19 protein-coding genes are annotated in these 21,828 nt (G+C 39.1%); 16 read left to right on the forward strand and 3 right to left on the reverse strand.

From position 1 onward, the window contains the following. Positions 1–3 precede the first annotated feature (3 nt). The 3 genes from typA to NFS43_RS01530 are packed head-to-tail and all read left to right on the forward strand — an operon-like array spanning position 4 to position 2,506. A complete protein-coding gene (gene typA, locus NFS43_RS01520) occupies positions 4–1,842 on the forward strand; it encodes a translational GTPase TypA (protein WP_251549003.1) in 1,839 nt (612 codons plus the stop codon). Positions 1,843–1,881: 39 nt separating this feature from the next. Continuing rightward, a complete protein-coding gene (locus NFS43_RS01525; RefSeq protein WP_251549004.1) occupies positions 1,882–2,196 on the forward strand; it encodes a YlaH-like family protein in 315 nt (104 codons plus the stop codon). Positions 2,197–2,212: 16 nt separating this feature from the next. Beyond that, on the forward strand, positions 2,213–2,506 hold the full coding sequence (locus tag NFS43_RS01530; RefSeq protein WP_251549005.1) for a hypothetical protein: 294 nt from the start codon (positions 2,213–2,215) through the stop codon (positions 2,504–2,506). A gap of 68 nt (positions 2,507–2,574) precedes the next feature. Here NFS43_RS01530 and NFS43_RS01535 read toward each other — a convergent pair whose 3' ends face one another. Further along, on the reverse strand, positions 2,575–2,775 hold the full coding sequence (locus NFS43_RS01535; protein WP_251549006.1) for a YlaI family protein: 201 nt from the start codon (positions 2,773–2,775) through the stop codon (positions 2,575–2,577). 163 nt (positions 2,776–2,938) lie between these two features. On the opposite strand from NFS43_RS01535, the gene NFS43_RS01540 reads away from it, so the two are divergent. Next, entirely contained in the window at positions 2,939–3,394 is a 456-nt protein-coding gene (locus NFS43_RS01540) for a pyridoxamine 5'-phosphate oxidase family protein (protein WP_251549007.1), read from the forward strand. 88 nt (positions 3,395–3,482) lie between these two features. Here NFS43_RS01540 and NFS43_RS01545 read toward each other — a convergent pair whose 3' ends face one another. Next, positions 3,483–4,073 (reverse strand): YhcN/YlaJ family sporulation lipoprotein, encoded by a 591-nt coding sequence (locus NFS43_RS01545; RefSeq protein WP_251549008.1) that lies wholly within the window; start codon positions 4,071–4,073, stop codon positions 3,483–3,485. A gap of 202 nt (positions 4,074–4,275) precedes the next feature. Here NFS43_RS01545 and NFS43_RS01550 point away from each other — a divergent pair, with 202 nt between their 5' ends. Then, a complete protein-coding gene (locus NFS43_RS01550) occupies positions 4,276–5,604 on the forward strand; it encodes a PhoH family protein (protein ID WP_251549009.1) in 1,329 nt (442 codons plus the stop codon). A gap of 32 nt (positions 5,605–5,636) precedes the next feature. Here the strand turns inward: NFS43_RS01550 and NFS43_RS01555 are convergent, their stop codons facing one another. Continuing rightward, entirely contained in the window at positions 5,637–6,134 is a 498-nt protein-coding gene (locus NFS43_RS01555; RefSeq protein WP_251549010.1) for a peptidyl-prolyl cis-trans isomerase, read from the reverse strand. A gap of 166 nt (positions 6,135–6,300) precedes the next feature. Here NFS43_RS01555 and NFS43_RS01560 point away from each other — a divergent pair, with 166 nt between their 5' ends. From NFS43_RS01560 to NFS43_RS01615, 11 genes are all read left to right on the forward strand, one after another. Next, entirely contained in the window at positions 6,301–6,582 is a 282-nt protein-coding gene (locus NFS43_RS01560; RefSeq protein ID WP_251549011.1) for an Fpa/YlaN family protein, read from the forward strand. Between the two features lie 180 nt (positions 6,583–6,762). Beyond that, the gene (locus tag NFS43_RS01565; RefSeq protein ID WP_251549012.1) at positions 6,763–7,965 is read left to right on the forward strand and encodes an FtsW/RodA/SpoVE family cell cycle protein; all 1,203 of its coding nucleotides are present in this window, start codon (positions 6,763–6,765) and stop codon (positions 7,963–7,965) included. A gap of 259 nt (positions 7,966–8,224) precedes the next feature. Continuing rightward, positions 8,225–9,259 (forward strand): glycoside hydrolase family 88/105 protein, encoded by a 1,035-nt coding sequence (locus tag NFS43_RS01570; RefSeq protein ID WP_251549013.1) that lies wholly within the window; start codon positions 8,225–8,227, stop codon positions 9,257–9,259. A gap of 171 nt (positions 9,260–9,430) precedes the next feature. Then, on the forward strand, positions 9,431–11,428 hold the full coding sequence (locus NFS43_RS01575) for a beta-galactosidase (protein ID WP_251549014.1): 1,998 nt from the start codon (positions 9,431–9,433) through the stop codon (positions 11,426–11,428). Between the two features lie 19 nt (positions 11,429–11,447). Continuing rightward, complete coding sequence (rhaM, locus tag NFS43_RS01580) at positions 11,448–11,762, forward strand: L-rhamnose mutarotase (protein ID WP_251549015.1); 315 nt, start codon at positions 11,448–11,450, stop codon at positions 11,760–11,762. A gap of 134 nt (positions 11,763–11,896) precedes the next feature. After that, the gene (locus NFS43_RS01585; protein ID WP_251549016.1) at positions 11,897–13,639 is read left to right on the forward strand and encodes an ABC transporter ATP-binding protein; all 1,743 of its coding nucleotides are present in this window, start codon (positions 11,897–11,899) and stop codon (positions 13,637–13,639) included. 5 nt (positions 13,640–13,644) lie between these two features. Then, positions 13,645–15,426: an ABC transporter ATP-binding protein gene (locus NFS43_RS01590; protein ID WP_251549017.1), complete on the forward strand. Its 1,782-nt coding sequence runs from the start codon at positions 13,645–13,647 to the stop codon at positions 15,424–15,426. A gap of 213 nt (positions 15,427–15,639) precedes the next feature. Next, positions 15,640–17,427 carry a sensor histidine kinase gene (locus NFS43_RS01595; protein ID WP_251549018.1) on the forward strand — a complete coding sequence of 596 codons (1,788 nt, stop codon included), beginning with the start codon at positions 15,640–15,642 and terminating at the stop codon, positions 17,425–17,427. Beyond that, positions 17,402–18,964, forward strand: coding sequence for a response regulator transcription factor (locus NFS43_RS24335; RefSeq protein WP_277613888.1), 1,563 nt, complete (start codon positions 17,402–17,404; stop codon positions 18,962–18,964). The genes NFS43_RS01595 and NFS43_RS24335 overlap by 26 nt, the downstream gene beginning before the upstream one ends. 20 nt (positions 18,965–18,984) lie before the next feature. Further along, complete coding sequence (locus NFS43_RS01610) at positions 18,985–20,280, forward strand: ABC transporter substrate-binding protein (RefSeq protein WP_251549019.1); 1,296 nt, start codon at positions 18,985–18,987, stop codon at positions 20,278–20,280. Between the two features lie 157 nt (positions 20,281–20,437). Further along, the gene (locus tag NFS43_RS01615) at positions 20,438–21,751 is read left to right on the forward strand and encodes an ABC transporter substrate-binding protein (protein WP_251549020.1); all 1,314 of its coding nucleotides are present in this window, start codon (positions 20,438–20,440) and stop codon (positions 21,749–21,751) included. Positions 21,752–21,828: the final 77 nt, after the last annotated feature.

Below are 21,828 nucleotides of genomic sequence, written 5' to 3' on the forward strand. Positions count from 1 at the left end.
TCTTTGAACATAAGAAATGATATTCGAAATATAGCAATCATTGCTCACGTTGACCATGGTAAAACAACGCTGGTGGACCAATTATTAAGGCAGGCTGGGACATTCCGTTCCAATGAGCACGTGGAGGAACGTGCGATGGACTCGAACGATTTAGAAAGGGAACGCGGGATTACCATCCTTGCCAAAAACACGGCGATCCAATATAAGGACACTAGGATAAATATTTTAGATACACCAGGACACGCTGACTTCGGCGGTGAGGTAGAACGTATTATGCGGATGGTTGATGGCGTCCTGCTTGTCGTTGATGCTTATGAAGGATGCATGCCTCAGACTCGGTTTGTGCTAAAAAAAGCATTGGAGCAAAAATTAACGCCAATCGTTGTTGTGAACAAAATCGACCGCGATTTTGCACGCCCACAAGAGGTTGTCGATGAAGTAATTGATTTGTTTATCGAACTGGATGCGACTGAAGACCAATTGGAGTTTCCAGTGATCTATGCATCAGCTATTAATGGTACCGCGAGTCTTGATCCTGAAAAACAGGATGAAAACATGCAGTGCCTATATGAGTCCGTAATTGAGCATATCCCTGCACCAGTAGATAACAGTGAGGAACCGCTGCAATTCCAAGTGGCGCTGCTCGATTATAACGAATATGTTGGCCGTATCGGAATTGGCCGGGTATTCCGTGGAACAATGAAGGTTGGGCAGCAGGTTGCCCTCATGAAGCTTGATGGCTCTGTTAAGCAATTCCGGGTAACGAAACTGTTTGGCTTCTTCGGATTAAAACGGGAAGAAATTGAGGAAGCAAAAGCAGGAGACTTGGTTGCTGTTTCCGGGATGGAGGATATCAACGTTGGTGAAACCGTCTGCCCAATTGAGCACCAAGAGGCGCTGCCGGTCTTGCGGATTGATGAGCCAACCCTGCAAATGACATTTGTGGTTAATAACAGCCCATTTGCCGGCCGTGAAGGCAAATTTGTAACTGCTCGTAAAATAGAAGAAAGACTTCGGGAACAGCTTCACACGGACGTAAGTTTACGGGTAGATAACACAGATTCACCGGATGCATGGGTTGTTTCAGGACGCGGTGAACTGCACCTTTCGATTCTAATTGAAAATATGCGCCGTGAAGGATATGAACTACAGGTATCGAAGCCGGAAGTCATCGTAAAAGAAATTGACGGCGTTCGCTGTGAGCCTGTAGAAAGAGTTCAAATTGATGTGCCTGAAGAGCATACAGGAGCGATTATGGAGTCCATTGGCGCCCGCAAAGGCGAAATGCTTGATATGATTAATAATGGCAATGGCCAAGTCCGCCTTATCTTTAATGTTCCTGCCCGCGGCTTAATTGGTTATACAACGGAGTTTATGACCCAGACACGCGGTTATGGAATTCTCAACCATACATTTGACAGTTACCAGCCAATGATCTCAGGCCAGGTCGGCGGAAGACGTCAAGGCGTTTTAGTATCAATGGAAACAGGTAAAGCATCAACTTATGGTATAATGCAGGTAGAGGACCGCGGAACCATTTTTGTTGAACCAGGAACTGAAATTTATGAAGGAATGATCGTGGGCGAGCACACACGTGAAAATGATATAACGGTCAATATTACGAAGGTCAAACATGCGACCAACGTTCGTTCTGCCACTAAGGATCAAACCTCAGTTATCAAGAAACCGCGTATCATGACGCTTGAAGAGTCATTGGAGTATTTAAATGACGATGAATATTGTGAGGTAACTCCACAATCAATCCGCTTGAGGAAGAAAATCCTGGATAAAAGCGAGCGGGAAAGAATGGGTAAAAAGAAGAAATTCGCTGAAATGAATTAATGATAAAACCTTGTTTGCCTTAAGTAGGAGGTTTTTACAATGAATGTTGCAGAGCGTCTCTCATTTTTTGCAGCCTTGTATAAAGTTAGCGAACAGCCTAAATTAGGAATGTGGCTTCTTTACTTAACCATTGTTGCATTATCTATTATTGTTTATAAATTGGGTTTTGCGAAGAAACTGCCGCTCTTAAAATCGCTTATCATTTATTTCTTTTTATGTCTTGGGTGTACGATTCTTACGTTTTTTGGAATCTTTTTGCCGGTTGCAGAAGGTTTGGTTGTAGCGGCGTTCATATTAATTATCTATAAAGTCCGGCTGCATCAATCCAAAAAGGAGCAGACCGAGGCAAAGTAATGGAGGGGATTGGGTTTTGAAATCCTTACAGGATGCTTTGTATAATTGGCTTACCATTAAAGTGGTTTGTGATGCTCGCCCTGAAGATACCGCTGCAGCGGAAACAAAAGCTCACTTTGACGAGATATTGGTGTCAGAACATCATGTTTCCAATATTGAAATTTCAACTGATGAGGATATGTATTACATCTCCTATCAACAGGGTGAAGAAAAGAAGAGAGCGCGTTTTTCCAGAGAATTAATTGAAATCATGCTCAACCAAATTAATCGTGAACCTGAAAAATACGTAAATTATCCAATTGAAGAATAAAAAAAACCTCAAGCTTCCTTAAGGGCTTGAGGTTTTTTATTAGATGACAGGCCGCTTTCACTTTTCCTTTACCATTCCTCGACTTCGGATTTGGGCCGATAAAATCGAAAATTGCCCGAGCTGATTCTGGCATGGGTTTTATCTGTAATCCTCTCTCTGCATTCGTTACACATATATGTATGAATTGGACGATTGCGCAATCGTTTGGCTATTAATGACTCATCATTTATAGTTTCAATTTTATCGCAAAGTACACACTTTACCCTCATAAAGGCACCCCATTTCTATTTCAGAACAATACTCTTTATTATACTATACCATTCTAAATGGCCATAAAGCACTAAAGTGATTAAGTTGATGAAAAAATGGGATAGTAGTAATATGTAAATAACCGTTTTTCGAGAGATGAAAGATGAAAGGGGGCTATCTAAAATGGCTAACGAAGTTGAACCTTTTTTAATTAAGCCTTTATTTGATGATCTGCAAATAGAGAGATTCGTGACTATAGCCACGATTGACCATGAAACAGGTGCTCCAAATGTAAGTGCCATTTCCTGGGTTTTGGCAAAGGATGAATATACCATTCTCTTTGCAGCAGATAACAGATCAAGGATTTTGGAAAACATAAAAAAAAATAATCAAGCTGTCATTATTTTAATTGCTAATGAATCCACTTATTCCATTTCAGGAGAAGTAACAATAAAAGAAGAGGCGATAAGGGAAATTCCATTAAAGCTTGCATTAGTGGAGATGAAAATAAAGGAAGTAAGAGATGTTATGTTTTATGGCTCTAAAATTATATCTGAGGTCCAATTTGATAAAACCTATGATAAGAATGCAGCAGCGCGGTTAGACCGGCAAGTGATGGACGTATTGAAAAAAGCTTAGGGCTGTGTGTCTAAGCTTTTTTCATTTAGATAAATATAAAAGTTTTTGACCTTGAGAATTGTCTAGCGCAAGCGCCCTTGCACATTTCTTATTTATGAAAATTCGATTGTTTTTCTTGCTCTTTATCAAGCTGATTTTCCTGATTTGCAGGGAGCTTTTTATCCTCTTTTTCAGGAGCGTTTTTCGGAGTTGGCGTAATCATATCTCCTGGCACTTCTGGCATTAATCGTCCTGCGATGTCAGCAAGTTCTTCCATAATCCCTCTTAATGGTCTCCCATTGTTAATATCAGCTTGAATATCTTTTAAACGCTGATAAGTATCTGCATCAGCTATTACCACGGCTTTGGCACCATATGGGTCTTTGCTTAAGCTTTCCGCAGCTGAGTATTTAATGGCTCCCACTTCTGAACGGTCAATTTTAGAGTTTACATCAATCCCGACAACCGCATAGTTCCCTAAAACGACAGCTGTCGCGTCATTGACTTCGGGGACGCTTACAGCAAGATTGACTAACCGTTTGGAGACCTGCTGACCTGTTTTTCGATCAACATTTTCTATATTAGAATTTTTAACTTTTACCTGTGAAGAGTTTTGTAATTGTGCATTATTTTCATCCTTCATGCTGTTACACCCGCCAAGGATAAGGAAAACCATTGCTAAAACAATCATTTTCTTCATATAAACCCCTCCAATACGTGTATTTCACATGTGAAAATATAATAATGTTTCTTCCGTTTTATTTTTGTGAATTGCTAACATTTATTGTGCGGAACTTCTTCTATCTTTATTCCAATAAACATATATTTTACCAAAGTCCATCTACTATTTGGATCGACAATACAAGAAATAAATTTATACAACGTGAGACGGAGGCGTCGCTTTGAGTAAAATATACGTGTTGGATACAAATGTCTTATTACAAGACCCGTATTCCATTTTCTCCTTTGAAGACAATGAGGTTGTTATTCCAGCAGTAGTTCTCGAAGAAGTGGACTCAAAGAAAAGATACATGGATGAGATTGGGAGAAATGCCCGGCATGTATCTAGATTAATTGATGGCCTTAGGGCGTCAGGAAAACTTCATGAAAAACTCCCGCTTGAAAATGGGGGAACAATCCGCATTGAATTAAATCATCGATCCTTTCATGAACTTCAGGAAATTTTTGTTGAGAAAACGAATGACAATCGGATACTAGCGGTGGCAAAGAACTTATATCTAGAAGAATTGACAAAAGAAAATGGCAAACAGGTCATTCTAGTAAGCAAGGATGCTTTGGTCAGAGTAAAAGCCGATGCAATTGGACTGCATGCAGAAGACTTTTTAAATGACCGGGTAGTAGAAATGGACTCCATTTATATGGGATATATTGAGTCCTTTGTTCCTGCTGAGCTGCTGAATAAGTATTATGAAAAGGGGGAAATATCTCTTATCGAGATTGGCCCGTACCACTTTTATCCTAATCAATTTGTGATTATGAAGGACGCACTTGGGAGCTCTGCTTCAGCCTTGGGGATTGTAGATAAGGCAGCAAAGAAATTGAAAAAGCTGTCCTTAAATCATGAACATGTATGGGGGATTCACTCACGCAACGTGCAGCAAACGATGGCAATTGAGCTGTTGCTGCGAAAGGACATTCCACTAGTTACTTTAACTGGTAAAGCAGGAACGGGAAAAACCCTGCTTGCCCTCGCAGCAGGGCTAATGCAAACAGAAGATTTTCAAGAATATAAAAAGCTGTTAGTAGCCAGGCCAATTGTACCGGTTGGAAAGGATTTAGGCTTTTTGCCTGGTGAGAAACAAGAGAAGCTGAGACCATGGATGCAGCCCATTTATGATAACCTGGAATATTTGTTCAATACGAAAAAACCAGGAGAATTAGATGCCATTTTAGCAGGTATGGGTTCGATTGAGGTGGAGGCGCTGACCTACATCCGAGGCAGAAGTCTGCCAAAACAGTTTATCATTATTGATGAGGCGCAAAATTTAACAAAGCATGAAGTGAAAACCATACTCACGAGGGTGGGAGAAGACAGCAAAATTGTCCTGATGGGAGATCCTGAACAGATTGATCATCCCTACCTTGATGCCTATAACAATGGGTTAACCTATGTTGTAGAAAGCTTTAAGGATCAAGTGATTTCCGGACATGTGAAGTTATTAAAAGGGGAAAGGTCGGGTTTAGCGAGACTTGCGGCCGATTTATTATAGTAATAAAAAACGGGAGCCATCTAGGCACCCGTCTATTTTACTGTAAAGCCCTTTACATTTTTTATCGGTGAATCCTGATTTGACCCATCTCCGTAGTATATATGTACAGGACCATCCTCATTAAGGGGCTTGCCGCAATCGGAAAACTTAAGAATGAGATCATAGGCATCCATTAATGGGACCTCAAAATCTTTTTCGGCGGCGTGAATAATCAAGGACTTTGCATCATTCCCTGGTTCTGAATTTTGCAAAAATGGTTGAAATTTGATCCCAAAGGTTCCGGTCATAACCTTAACTTTTTGAAATTGCTTTTCGGTCTTTAAGGTTGGAGGAAATATAGCTCCTTCCATGATCTCTCTGTCCCAATGTTTTGAAACAGATTTAGTATACTCTTCATTTGAATCGACTTCTTCGTTTTTCTTAGCAAAATAAGTAGTTAAATCGATTTTTCGATCATCAAAAATCCAAGTGCCAGGATCTAATGTTATGTTGAACTTTACATTTCCCGATATAGGCAAAATATTTTCCATTTCTATACCCCCTAATAGTTGACACCATTAAGTATAACTTTTTTTGGGAGGAATGTCATAATTGTAACTCTTATCTATAAAAACCTTATTGTTCTTGCAATTTTCCGCCACAGGCGGTAAAATTTATAGATAAGTTGAATAATCGCTCTGAAATGGGGGATCAATGTTGGCGTCTGAAATGATCGTAAATCACCAGGAGAAAGCCTATGCCTTACTGCAGGCTGACGCTGAAAAAATATTAAAGCTTATCAAAGTGCAAATGGACAATCTTACGATGCCTCAATGCCCTCTTTATGAAGAGGTGTTGGATACACAGATGTTTGGCCTATCCAGAGAAATTGACTTTGCTGTACGATTGGGTCTAATAGATAGCAAGGATGGAAAGGCGCTTTTAGATAAATTAGAAAGAGAATTATCTGTGCTTCACGACGCTTTCTTGAAGAAATAAGCTAAATCAAACTCAAACAATATGTTTGGGTTTTTTATTTCTACTCTTATTTTGTGCACTATTTTTCCAAACATACAGATTATTAAAATGTTGTAACAAATAACCTTTTCCTCAAGTCAGAATAATAATTTTCTATTATAATAGAGGGTACAAATCCATTTGGAAAATGAGGACCGGTACATGTTTAAAAAAATATTGAAATCATATGATTATTCATTGATTATATCCATTCTGCTTTTGTGTGCATTCGGTTTAATTATGATATATAGCTCCAGCATCGCTTGGGCTGTTCAAAGATATAATGTAGAGAGCGACTACTTTTATCAGAAACAAAAAATATGGCTGATGATGTTTGGCGGCATTTTTTTGATTACAGCGCTTATCCCCTATAAAATTATGAAGTTCAAAAGAGTCCTGGTGTTAATCGTGCTAGGTTCCATTTTGTTGCTTGGCGGACTGTTTGTATTTGGGGATGTTGCCGGCGGCGCTCAAAGTTGGTATGCGTTTGGGTCGTTTAAATTCCAGCCTTCAGAGTTTGTAAAAATTGCAGTAATCATTTATTTAGCTGCGGTATATGCAAAAAAGCAAGCTTATATCAATCAATTTAATAAAGGTGTACTTCCTCCGTTAGCCTACTTATTTGTTGTTTGCTTTTTAATTATTCTTCAGCCAGACTATGGGACAGCCAGTATTATTGCCTTTATTTCCGCCACCATCATTTTTTGCTCGGGTATGAACTATAAAACGATTTCTAAACTTGTAATGATTGCCTTAGTGATCCTGATACCCGTTATGATTGCGATGAAAGGGGAAATCTTTTCAAAGGAACGAATGAACAGGTTTTCCGTTTTGGATAATCCATTTGCAGATGCCCAGGATGAAGGGTACCATCTTGTTAACTCTTATATTGCCATAGGCTCCGGCGGAGTAAATGGGCTGGGATTAGGCCAAAGTGTTCAAAAGCTTGGTTATTTGCCAGAATCCCATACTGACTTCATTATGGCTGTTATTGCGGAGGAATTAGGTATCTGGGGAGTCGGTTTTGTGATTCTATTGCTTGCCTATATAGTATTAAGAGGAATTTATATCGGCTTGCAATGTAAGGATCCGTTTGGAAGTTTATTGGCGATAGGGATCTCCAGCATGATTGGAATCCAGGCATTTATTAACCTGGCAGGGGTTTCAGGCACAATTCCGCTTACTGGTGTTCCACTTCCATTTATCAGCTATGGCGGTTCTTCGCTCCTTTCGTTAGCGGCAGCGACAGGAATCCTTGTTAACGTATCGATGTTTACGAAATTTGAAAGAAAGTATAAGCATCAAGAGGAGCAAACTGACAAAAGAACCTATTCTCAAGATGGAAAAGTTTTATATATAAAATGAAACAATAGGGGGACAATCCTGTCCTCCTATTGTATTTTTCAGCCAGTATGGCTGGTGCAGGTTAATATTCGATATTTCACTTTTTGACCATCCGGGGAACACTGTTTTTTAATATAAAAAAACTGATTTTTAAATTTTTTTCTAAAAATCCTTTCCATATAATTAAAAGAGAACGCTTCCAACTGGTGTATCTTATTTGGAGGAATTCAGTTTACATAGGGAATAACCTGTTTAAATAAAATTTCAGAGGAGGAAGAACATGGTGCAATTAGTTTTGGAGACTAAAAAGATAAGCGAAACGATTAGTCGTGTAGTCGAACGGACCTTTAAAATGGATTTCAGTTGGGATTGGCCGGGAGGAGTAGCTTTTTTTGGGGTAGCCGAAGCGTATGAGGCTACGGGTGAAAAGAAGTATTTACAATACATTAAAGATTGGGCAGATGCCGAACTCGAGGACGGGCTCCCCCCGTTAACGGTTAATGCTTCAGCCGTTGGGCATATTCTGTTGACTTTATATAAAGAGACCAATGACCAAAAATATATTGATTGTGCTATTCTTATTGCCGATTTTTTATTAAATGATGCCGAACGTTTTGAAAATGATGTCTTGCAGCACACAGTGGGTGGAACCAAATATCAATTTCCGGAACAGGCCTGGGTCGACACGATGTTTATGGCAGGATATTTTCTGCTTAGGATTGGCCGCATGCTCGATAGGGAGGATTATTTCAATTTTGGCTTAAAGCAGTACCACGGCCATGAAAGACTTCTCCAGGATGACATAACGAATCTGTATTACCATGGCTGGGATCATATTGGACAAAATCATATGTCAGGTATTTTTTGGGCTAGAGGGAACAGCTGGGCTGCTTACACAATGTCACGTGCCCTTGAATTAATTGAAGTGCAGCACCCGTCCTATATGATTATTGCCGATTCATTACGTGATCAGCTAAGCGCTTTAGTTCGGCTTCAATCTGAAACGGGACTTTGGCATACAATTGTGGATGATCCCGATTCATATCTCGAGACCTCAGGCTCAGCAGGCATTGCTGCCGCATTATTAACAAGTGGGAAGTTATATAACAAGTATATTCAGAGATCAATTGAAGGAATCCTCGACCAAATTCGAGAAGACGGATCTGTTATGGGGGTATCTGCAGGAACGGCTGTCATGTATAATGCAAACGGATACAAGGAAGTTCCCAATAAACGTGTGCAAGGCTGGGGTCAAGGGTTAGTATTAGCCTTCTTATCACGTCTAGTGGACATAGAAAGTAAAAATAATAAGTAATCGAACCTTTGAAGCAGGTCAGCAGCTTCAAAGGTTATTTAAAACTAATTGTTTTTATAATTGAATGACAAGGCAGATTGGAAAACTCGTAATTGAGGGCCGGAAGAAATTGGAACTGCCCGATTTCATCTTTTATAAAGGAATAGAATAGTAGTTCAAAAATGTGAGGCGATGAAGTTGGAAAATAAGTTATATCATGGTGCTGCCTATTATCCTGAACTATGGGATGAAAAGGTTATTGAAGAAGATTTAAAGCTAATGAAGCAGACTGGCATCAATGTTGTTAGAATAGGAGAATTCGCGTGGTCCACTATGGAACCGGAGGAAGACATATTTGATTTCAGTTTTTTTGTAAAGATAATTGAAAGACTTTATGAAAATGGAATTGAAACAGTCATGTGCACGCCTACGCCTACCCCGCCCATTTGGTTCACCCATGGGCATCCGGAACGGATGTATGTAGATAGTGATGGAAAGGTCATGGGGCATGGTTCAAGGCAGCATGCCTGTACAAACCATCCCTATTTGAGAGAAAGGGCAGCATTGATTACCGAACAACTGGCAAAAGCAGCCGGCGGTTTACCGGGGGTAATTGGCTGGCAATTGGACAACGAATTTAAATGTCATGTTAATCAATGTATGTGTGAAACATGTAAAGAGTTGTGGCATGAATGGCTAAGAAAGCGGTACGGGACGATTGAAAATCTAAACGATGCTTGGGGCACAAAGATTTGGAGTGAATATTATCTTAGCTTTGAGCAGGTTCCTCAACCGGAACCCGCTCCATTTTTGCACAACTCTTCATTAAGTACAATGTATCAGCTCTTTTCCATGGAGAAAATTGCAGAGTTTGCAGATGAACAAGCCGCGATCATTCGAAAGTTTTCAGCTGCTCCGATTACTCATAACAGCTCCATCGCCTTTGGAGTAGATAATGAAAAGCTTTTTAATAATCTCGATTTTGCTTCATTTGACACATACGCAAGTATAGACGACTATGCTGCGTATCTGATTAACAGTGACTTATGGAGAAACTTTAAACCGGGAACCCCATTTTGGGTCATGGAGACGAGTCCGTCCTATGCGGCATCATTAAAAAGCTATGCAAGTCCCCATCCAAATGGATATCTAAAGGCAGAAGCAGCGGCTGCATATGCATTAGGATCGGGCGGCTTTTGCTATTGGCTGTGGAGACAGCAGCGTGCCGGCTGTGAACAGCCGCATGGTTCGGTACTAAGTGCTTGGGGGAAACCAACTGTGGGTTATGCTAATGTGTTGGAAGTGGAAGAGCTTCGAAAGAAAATCGAACCAATCATTTTGTCCACAAAACCGGCACAGGCTGAACTGGCGATTACCTATTCCGATCGGGCTAAGGCATTCCTGGAAACGGAATCGCATCGAAAGTTGAAGCATCGAGGGCTAATTACTGATTTTTATAAACGGATCCTCTCGATGGGGATTCATCGTGACCTTATACCTGAAGGAGCCAGCTTAGAAGGTTATAAACTATTGTTTACTCCGTTTATTCCCTATTTATCAGAGGACTACATTACCCGCGCAAAAAAATTCGTGGAAAATGGCGGTATCTGGATAGTCGGACCCCTGACAGGAGGCAGAACAGAGCATCATACGGTACATACGGATCGGGCGTTGGGGCAGCTGGAGGAGGTCTCAGGTATCGAGGTGCTATATACTTATCCGATGGATGATACAGGTTCCATAGGCCGGGCTTTTGATCAATCCGCTCCATTAGGCCTGTGGAGTTCTGTGTTCGAAACTGGCACTGGTCATGATGTGGGGGTCATCGAGGAAGGACTTTCCCAAGGAAAAGCTTTTATTTCAGAGAAAAGTCATGGATTTGGGAAAATAGTCATGCTTGGGTCTATGCCGTTAGGGGAAGCCGGTGAGTTAATGCTTCAGAACCTAATCGACCACTACTCTAATGAAGCAGATCTTTCATTGAGAACAGATGTTTCAAGTGGTACCATTGTTGCTCCAAGACAAGGGGAAGGGTACAGGGTTTGGTTCATTATCAACATGGATGGAAACGGTGGAAGTGTCACCATTCCCCACCAAGGCATCGACTTAGAGACTAATAGCTTAGTAGAACCAGGAAAACTAGAGATAGGAAGATTTGAATGTAAATCGATTCGCTTTAATGAAAATTAAGCAGTAGGAGGAAGAACAAATGATTCGAAAAGCATCGGTTATGAAACTGTTTCCGGGTTTTCACGACGAATATAAAAAACGCCATGACCAGCTGTGGCCCGAAATGGAGCTGGAGTTAAAAAATCATGGGGCCCATCATTATTCGATTTTTTTAGATGAGCGGACCAATAACCTGTTTGCCTATGTGGAAATCGAGAGTGAAGAAATGTGGAATAAAATGGCCGAAACCGAGATCTGCCAAAAATGGTGGGCCTATATGAAAGATATTATGGAGACAAATCCGGATAACAGTCCTGTATCCCATGAACTGAAACAAGTGTTTTATCTTAACTAATAGTTGATCAGAAAATAGGAATTAAGACCACCAGCAGCTTATGGTGGTCTTTTTAAGAAAAATGCTTGTCCATACACATAACTTTAGAAGGAAAAAAATATGATTGTTTTATGTTTGAAGGGAGGCGAGAATCAATGCAGAGCATGCGTTGGGCTTGGCAGTATATACGAAAATATAAAATTCGAATGATTTTTGGCCTGGCTTTGGTTCTGTTAGTGTCGGCTCTTAATATGGCAAATCCTTATTTGGCAGGCCGGATTGTGGATGATGTGATCTACGGTGAAGACCGGAACAGGCTATGGCTGATATTGGGTTTAATGATTGGTTTCACTGTGCTCAGGACAATTGTCCGATACGGGTACCAGCTCATGTTTGAAAGCATATCACAAAAGGTTATTTTTAAAATGAGAGAACACCTCTTTGATCGGCTAATGGGTTTGGATTTTTCCTTTTACGACCGTACGAAAACGGGAGAAATTATGGCCAGGATGACAGGGGACATGGAAGCCATCCGCCATTTTACGGCTTGGACGATTTATATGATATTTGAAAATGTGACCATTTTCATCTTCGCTGTCACTTTTATGTTTAGCGTTCATGTGCCGTTGACATTGGCTATTTTAGCGGTTACCCCCATTATTGGGTTCTTTGCCTTCCGGTTATCACAAGATGTGAAGCCAACCTTTACAGAAATAAGGAATCAATTCGCCAAACTGAATTCCGTTGTTCAGGAAAATATCAGCGGGAATCGGGTGGTGAAGGCCTTCGCCAAAGAGCACTATGAAATTGAAAAGTTTTCAAATGAAAATAACGCATTTATGGCAAAAAATCTCCAATCGGCCAAAATCTGGGAGAAATACCTGCCTGTGCTGGATTCTCTTGCAGGAGTATTAACAGTGGTGATGATCCTCACCGGCGGATTCATGGTCATCAGCGGTTCCCTTACCATAGGAGAACTGGTCATGTTTAATTCATTGATTTGGGCGCTAAACAATCCTATTCGCAGTGCCGGATGGTTAATTAATGATGTTCAACGGTTCATAGCCTCGGCTGAAAAAGTGGAGGAACTGCTCCTGACAAAATCACAAATTAAAAATGGAAATCACCGAATTGGTCAAGAAATAGAGGCGGATATTGAATTTGACCATGTTTATTTCAGTTATGGCAACGGGCTGGCGTTAGCAGACATTAGTTTTACAGCAAAACCAGGCCAAACAATTGCCATAATTGGCCCGACAGGATCGGGTAAATCCACATTAGTTCATTTGCTTAGCCGGTTTTATGATGTGACGGACGGAGCCATCAAGGTAGGCGGAAGGGATGTAAAAGAATGGGATCTACATCAATTAAGGTCTTCAATGGGTATGGTGATGCAGGATATTTTTCTTTTTTCCGATACGATTGAAGGGAACATTGCTTATGGAAAACCTGATGCCTCCATGGAAGCGGTTCAGCTGGCAGCCAGACAGGCCGAAGCGAATGATTTCATTGGTATGCTTCCTGAAGGATATGACACCATCGTTGGCGAAAGAGGAGTCGGATTATCGGGCGGCCAGAAGCAGCGTATCGCTCTTGCAAGGGCCCTGTTGAAGGATCCGAAGATACTGATTCTGGATGATACCACATCAAGTGTCGATATGGAGACTGAAGAACGGATTCAAAAAACATTAAACTCGATTCAAGAAGGAAAAACGTGCTTTATCATCGCGCACCGAATATCCTCCGTAAAAGAGGCTGATTTAATCTTGGTCCTAAATAATGGGAGGATTATTGAGCGGGGGACGCATGGGGAATTATTATCGCAAAAAGGTTACTATTCCCATGTGTTTCAAAACCAGTACGGGAACTTTGATATTCACTTAATGGCAGGGATGTGAACCTATTGGCACGTAACAAATTTAACGTGGATGAAGAGCTTGAAACGCCTTTTAATATGGCGCATCTTAAAAGATTACTTGTATACGTAAAACCCTTTAAAACGCAAATCATGATAACGGTAATCATCATGCTGATAGCAAGCGGCGCTAATTTAATAGGCCCTTACTTGATCAAGCAGGCGATTGACAAAGAAATTCCCAGTAAAAATATTGCCGGTTTGGCCATCCTTGCGGGGATTTATTTAGTGGCCTTAATTATTACGGGAATCTGCATGAAATTCAGGATTAGAATGATGTCCCGGATTGGCCACAGTGTGATTAAAAATATCCGTAAAGATTTATTTACCCATTTGCAAAATCTTTCTTTTTCATTTTTTGATAGCCGCCCGCACGGAAAGATTTTAGTCCGGGTGGTTAATTACGTTAATTCATTAAGCGATTTGCTTTCCAATGGATTAATCAATCTAATCACGGATTTATTCAGCTTGCTGGTAATTGTTGGATTTATGGTATCTATCAATGCAAAGCTTGCAATATTTGCAATGGCAGGTTTCCCGATACTGGCCTTTGTTATTTTCTTAATAAAAAATGCCCAGCGAAAGGCTTGGCAAAATTTAAGTAATAAACAGTCAAATTTAAACGCCTACATTCATGAAAGCATCAATGGAATAAAAATTACCCAGGCATTTGTTCGGGAAGAAGAGAATAAAAAAATTTTTGATGGAGTTTCCAATGGATATAAAACCTCTTGGCTTAAGGCAGTTAGGGTTCAATTCCTTCTGTGGCCGGCGATTGAAAACATTTCCGTACTAACTGTTTCGCTTATTTATGTCATTGGAGTCAGCATGATTGGTAATGGAATTACAGTAGGGGCCCTTGTAGCATTCGTAGGATACATATGGATGTTCTGGACACCGCTGGCGAACATCGGAAATTTTTATAATGCGATTATCAATGCATCAGCCTACTTGGAACGGATATTTGAGATGATGGATGAGCAACCAACGATTTCGGATCGGCCCAATGCAAAAGAACTGCCGATGATAAAAGGAGCGGTCGAATTTGATCATGTGGTATTTGGCTATGAATCTAGTGTGCGGAACTTAAATCAAGTTAGTTTTCGGGCAAACCCGGGTGAGACTATTGCCATTGTGGGACCAACTGGAGCAGGAAAAACAACGATTGTTAATTTGCTTAGCCGTTTTTATGATATTGAAAGCGGTGAAATTAGAATAGACGGTATTAATATTGAAACGGTGACCATCGCTTCCCTAAGAAAGCAAATGGGGGTTATGCTGCAGGATCCGTTTATTTTCTCTGGAACCATTATGGATAATATCCGCTATGGCAGATTGGACGCGTCAGATGAAGAAGTGATAGAGGCCGCAATAGCAGTTCAGGCTCATCCATTTATCAATCAGTTAAAACAAGGCTACTATACCGAAGTCAATGAAAGAGGTTCGATGCTTTCTAATGGCCAAAGACAGCTTCTATCATTTGCAAGAGCATTACTAGCGGATCCCAAGATTCTTATTTTAGATGAGGCAACTTCTTCTATAGATACCGAAACAGAATTGGCATTGCAGAAAGGTCTTGAGACATTGCTTGCAGACAGAACTTCATTTATTATTGCCCACCGTCTCTCGACGATTCAGAATGCTTCCAAGATATTATATATTGATAAGGGAATGATACAGGAAGAAGGGACACATGATGAATTAATCCGCCGCCGCGGCCTTTATTGGAAATTATATACTTCACATTATTCTTCTTTAAAAGTGATATAATCGAAAAACCCTAAAGGAAAATCCTATAGGGTTTTTTGATTTATTTTCCTCTTATTCATTGCTTCAAATCTTTCACGAAATATTTCCTATGAAAACAGGGAAATAAATGGTAAAATCGAATTAATTTATTCGGCAAAAGATAAAAAGACTTCATAAAATGAATAGGTTGTTATAAATTTGGTTTAAAAAATGGACCATTGGAGAGTTACTCTCATGAAAAAGATATTTCATCGATTAAAGAATGATTATCATAATTTAAAAATCAAAAATAAACTTTTTATACTAGTTTTTTCGACAATGATTCTCTCATTTTCTTTTGCATTTTTGGCCCTGCAATATGCCTTCCATATTTATGATGAACAATTGTATAGCAAATCTTCACAAGTATTAAGTACTTCTTCGAATAGTATTGAAAATGAATTAAAGCATATGGAGGAAGTAACTTATAATATTTTAACGGATCCACAAATACAGCAATATTTAGCTTCTGTTAGTGAAGATGGATCAGATTATGATAAGTTTCTTTTACGAAACGAAATGGTGGATAAACTGTGGAACTATGTTAATAGAGAGAAATATATTCATTCAATAAAATTGCTTGATGTTAATGGCGGAGAATATGGTGTGGATGGCAGAAATGTTAAATTGACCCAGGAACAAAAGGTAAAGATCATCAACCAGGCAGGAAAAGCAGATGGAAGCAATGTTTGGATTAATCCTGAAGAGCAAAATTTTACGATTGCAACGGCTCGGACAATCAAACAATATTCTAATTTAAGCTTTGACAAGATCGGGACAATTATTATCTACATTGATATGGAAAAACTCGTTGGTGATATCCTAGAAGGTTCCAGTAAGATGGATGGTGAATTTTTTATTACAAATAAAGAGTCAATCATTTTTCCAAAGGGAACTGAAACCCTATTTGACCAATTGCCATTAACGATAAAAAATGGCTATCAAATAAAGGAAATTGCTGAAAAAAAATACTTTCTTGTACAAATTCAATCCAATTATTTCGATTGGACCTACATAAATGCCATTCCGTTTAATCAAATCTTCAAAAATATCAATATTATTAAAACTGTTTTAATCATGATCTTTTTCCTCATGTTTGCGGCAGTGATGCTTGTTGGAATTCGTTTTGCGAAAAATATTACAACCCCGCTTGAAAATCTTGTCGCTGGTATGGAGTACCTAAAGGTAGGAGATTTTAAGGAGGCCAAAAAGGAAGCGCTTAAATCTACGGTTATCCATGATGACGAGGTGGGAAAGCTGCAGCAAAACTTCCAATCGATGACTCAAAAGATTGATGAATTAATTCATGAAAATTATTCTAAGCAGTTGACTATCAAGGAGACGGAATTTAAAGCACTTCAGGCACAAATTAACCCTCATTTTTTATATAACACCCTAGAATCCATCAATTGGCTGGCAAAAGGAAATGGGCAATTTCAAATTTCAAAAATGGTAGAAGCACTTGGTTTTTTACTTCGAAACTCCATCAGCCTAAAAAAATCAATGATCACCATTGAGGAAGAGCTGAACGTTGTAAAAAACTATATTGTCATTCAGAAATACCGGTTTGGGGAAAGACTGGAATTTAATATGTTAGTTGATCGGGACCTGTTTGGTTTATATATTCCGAAATTAACTTTACAGCCCTTAGTAGAAAATGCGATAAATTATGCATTAGAGCCTATGGTCGAGCCTTGTAAAATTAGAATTTACTCAACGATTTATGAATCCGTTATTAAATTAATCGTTGAAGATAATGGACCAGGAATGGCACCGGATTATTTAGAAAAATTATGGAATGGAGAAATCCAAACACGTGGACAAGGTGTTGGCATATCCAATATAAACGAACGAATCAAATTAGCTTACGGGGAAAATTACGGAATAAATATTGAAAGCGCACCCAATCACGGAACGAAAGTAATGATCATCTTACCGTTCAAAGAGGAGGATGCTTATGTACAACGTATTATTAGTGGATGATGAAAAAATTATTACCGAAGGGATGAAAAGGGTAATAAACTGGGAATCGATTGGAACAAATCTAATTGGTACTGCGTGGAATGGAATCGAGGCATACAAGATAATAGAACAAAAACAGCCTGATATTGTTATTAGTGATATTAAAATGCCAGGTATGAATGGACTTGAACTGGCAGCCAAAGTTACCAGCAGGTTTCAGGATATCAAATTTATTTTATTATCCGGTTTTAGTGAGTTTGAATATGCGAAACAGGCAATGGAATATGGAGTAAAACATTACCTTTTAAAACCATGCAATGAGAATGACATTATGGATGCAGTAATAGAAATTTGCATGGAACTAAAGGAAAAACAGGAGCGGAAACAGTTTGTCCAATCTATAAAAGGAACCCTAGAAACCGTTCTGCCTTTCGCAAAGGAGCAGCTATTAAAAGAATTCATTACAAATCGTTTTGACAATATCAATTTAAAGTATTATCAAAAACTTTTTGATGACGAGATATTAACGCAGAATGTTCGTCTTGTATTATTCCAAATAGAAGGAAATTTTCAATTTGAGCAAATGTTTGCCATTAAAAATATTGCTGAACATATCTTTGAATCTTATTTATTGAGCTGTACAGTAAGTGAGACGGTGTTATTTTTAATCAATAATGATTGCGATGCAGCCAAACTGCAATCCCAAATTAATAGAATTAAAGAAACCTTTTTCCAGTATTATCAATTCGATACAACAGCAGTAATTAGTGAGGCAGGGAATATTTTAAATGCCAATAAATTGTACAAGCAAGCTTTAGATTGCTTATCCTATCGTTTTTATCTTGGAGAAGGATGTGTCATCACTAAAAAGGATATTGTCAATCTAAGCCCTTCCAATGAGGTGGAATTTTATTATGATGATCAAAAGTTTTGCAGGCTTGTGAAATCCGGCAGCTGGCCTGAGGTTCAGAATGAACTCTTCTTTTTCTTTCAGCAGCTCATGGAGTTAAGACTTGATATAGAAACAACTAAATCATATGTGATTCAGGTATTTAATAGTATGATCCGCCTTTGTGAACCAAAGGAAATGAATAAGTATTTAAAGAATTTGCGGCTTTTGCTGGAAATGGACACCATTCAGAATATGAGGGCACTTTTTGAAAATGCAGCCCAAACTTTGACCAAGGATTTTTTTCAACAAACTAAGCACAAACATTCAGCTATTATCAAGAAGGTAATCGAAATTATTGAAAAACATATCGGCGACCAAAATTTATCGCTTCATTGGGTTGCCAATGAAATGTTATACATGAACGCGGATTATCTTGGAAAACTGTTTAAGAAAGAAACGGGTGAAAAGTTTTCAAATTATTTAACTAGAGTTAGAATTGAAACCGCCATCAAATTAATTGAGAATGAATCGGATGTAAAGGTATTTGAAATAGCAGAAAAAATTGGGTTCGGCGAAAATCCTCAATATTTTAGCCAGGTTTTTAAAAAGCATACAGGTTATACTCCATCAGAATATAAAAGAGAATCGGTACAAGGGTTGTCATAGGATATAAAGGGGAAACTACCATGAAAAAGCAAATTTTTATAACAATGTCGTTAGTAATGGTAATTTTCGCTGGGGGCTGCAGAATCTTTGACCTAAACGAATCAACGGCGAGTAACCGAAAAGAGAGTGTTACTCTAAGAATTGCCTGGTGGGGTGAAAAGCCAAGAAACGACTATACTCTTAAAGTCATCAAGCTCTTTGAAAAAAAGTATCCCAATATTAAGATTGAACCTGAATATTCAAATTGGGATGATTATTGGAAGAAATTAGCCCCAATGGCAGCAGGAAATAAGCTTCCTGATATTATGCAGATGGATTTATTATATTTGAAGCCTTATAGTGATAACAATTTGCTCGAGGATTTAACCCCCTATATCAATAAAAAAATTATAAAGACGGAATCTATCAGTCAAAGGATTCTCTCCGGAGGAGAAATTGGGGGGGATTTATTCGGGATACCGCTTGGTCTAAATGCCCCGGCTATCATCTTGGATCGCCAATTGCTATTATCAGCAGGTGCCGATTACCCTGATAAAAATTGGAACTGGAATGAATTTGAAAATATGGCTCTGCAGGTAACTGATGATAAGCAAATCTATGGAACAAATGGGATGAAACCGCCTGAGGTCTTCTTTTCCTATTATCTTCGTACAAAAGGAAAAAGTTTATATAATGATAGTGGGACTGCGTTAGGATATGAGGATGATCAATTGTTTATTGATTACTTTGAAATGCAGTTAAGACTACTTGATCATGGAACATTTCCAAGACCAGATGTGACAGAACAGATAAAAGGTATCCAAGATGAACTGTTGGTCAACCAGCAATCGCCGCTAACTTGGGCTTACTCTAATCAATATATCGGCTTTTTGCAAAGTGCAAATCGACCACTTGAACTTGTTCATCCACCTGGCTATGCCCCGAATATGGCAAATGCGGTAAAACCCAGCATGCTGTTTTCTGTTTCTAAAAGCTCCAAGAATAAGCAGGCTGCTGCACTGTTTATCAACTTCTTCGTCAATAATAGTGAAGCCAATCGCATTATCAAAGGAGAAAGGGGGGTGCCGATTTCTTCAAAGGTAGTCAAAGAAATCAAAAATGATTTATCAGAATACGAGAAAAAGGTCTTTGACTATGTCTATCATGTAAAAAATAACAACTTAATTGTAGAAAAAGCAGGCCCGCTGGGAGGAATTGAGGTAGTAAACCTATTGCAAAGCGTGTCTGATCAAATTCTGTTTAAAACAATCACACCAAGTGAAGGAGCGCAAATATTTAGATCCAATGCTAACAAAATCCTCTCACAAAATGAGTGAAATTCCATTGAGCCTATGTTCTATGGGATTTTTTTATGGAAGAAGTCGGATTTTTAAACAAACTGAACGGAAATTTTAATTCAGACAATTTGGAAAAACCAGCATAATAAAAAATGTAAGCACTTTCATTTGTACTAAAACAAAAGGGGGAAATAAGATGAAGAAATTTCTAGTTTTATTGTTTAGCTTTGTACTAGTTTTCTCATTAGCAGCTTGCAGCGGCAGCAGTTCATCGAGCGGGGATGAATCAAAAACAAAGGATGAGAAAAGCGGTGATGAACAGGTTACTCTTCGAATGGCCTGGTGGGGCTCCCAGCCGCGTCATGATTATACGTTAAAAATCATTGAAATGTATGAGAAAGAGCATCCAAACGTAAAAATTGAACCTGAGTATGCCAGCTGGGATGATTATTGGAAGAAGCTGGCTCCTCAAGCAGCTGCAAACGAGCTTCCAGATATTATACAAATGGATCTTTCTTATGTTTCACAGTACTCAAACAACAATCAATTGGCAGATTTAAAACCATTTTTTGGGAAGGAAATTAACACAAGTGATCTTAGTGAGAATTTCCTTGATGGCGGAAAACTTGATGATAAGTATTACGGTCTTAGCACGGGAGTTAACGCCATTGGCTATCAATATGACCCAGCTTTGTTGAAAAAAATTGGCATGGACAAAGTACCAGAAAACTGGACATGGGATGATTATCAGGAAATGGGGAAAAAGGCTAGTGAAGCCGGCCTGTATATTGATAACGGTCCAGGCACAGCTCCAGATGTTTTTTTCAACTATTATTTAAGAACACAAGGGAAAAGTCTTTATAGCAAAGATGGTACACAATTAGGATATAAAGATGACAAGTTATTTGTGAACTACTTTAAAATGTATGCCGATATGGTAAAAGACAAAGCGATTCAATCGCCTGACGCAGCAGCACAAGTCAAAGGGCTTGAAGATGACCCTGTTGTAAAACAAAATTCCATAGGTATTTTCCAATGGTCCAATCAGTTTATAGGTATCCAGCAAGTTGCTAATCGGCCGCTGGAAATGATCGGCATGCCGGGGCCGGACGGTGATAAAGGATTATTCTTAAAACCAAGTATGCTATGGTCTATTTCTAATAATTCAAAGAATAAAGCGGAGGCTGCCAAATTTATTGACTTCATGACCAACAATATTGAAGCAAATAAATTGATGCTTGGTGACCGTGGCGTTCCTGGATCTCCAAAAGTCCAAGAGGCTTTAAAACCGTTACTCTCACCGGCACAGCAGCAGGTATTCAATTATGTGGCGTGGGCTGGAGAACATAGTTCGGCTTATAATGGTCCAGATCCAATTGGCTCAGGAGAAGTAATCAATCTATTGAAGGGATTTGCCGATCAAATCGCATACGGTACAACTAAACCGGAAGATGCGGCCAAACAGTTCAGACAACAAGCCGAAAGCATTTTATCTCAAAACAAAAAATAATTCCCAGTTCGATAGCTGATCCTTCCTTTAGATCAGCTATCGACCTTTCATCTTACTGCATTTCAAGAATAAGGAGA

It is taken from the genome of Neobacillus muris, assembly GCF_943193175.1.
GTDB classification, from domain to species: domain Bacteria; phylum Bacillota; class Bacilli; order Bacillales; family Cytobacillaceae; genus Neobacillus; species Neobacillus muris.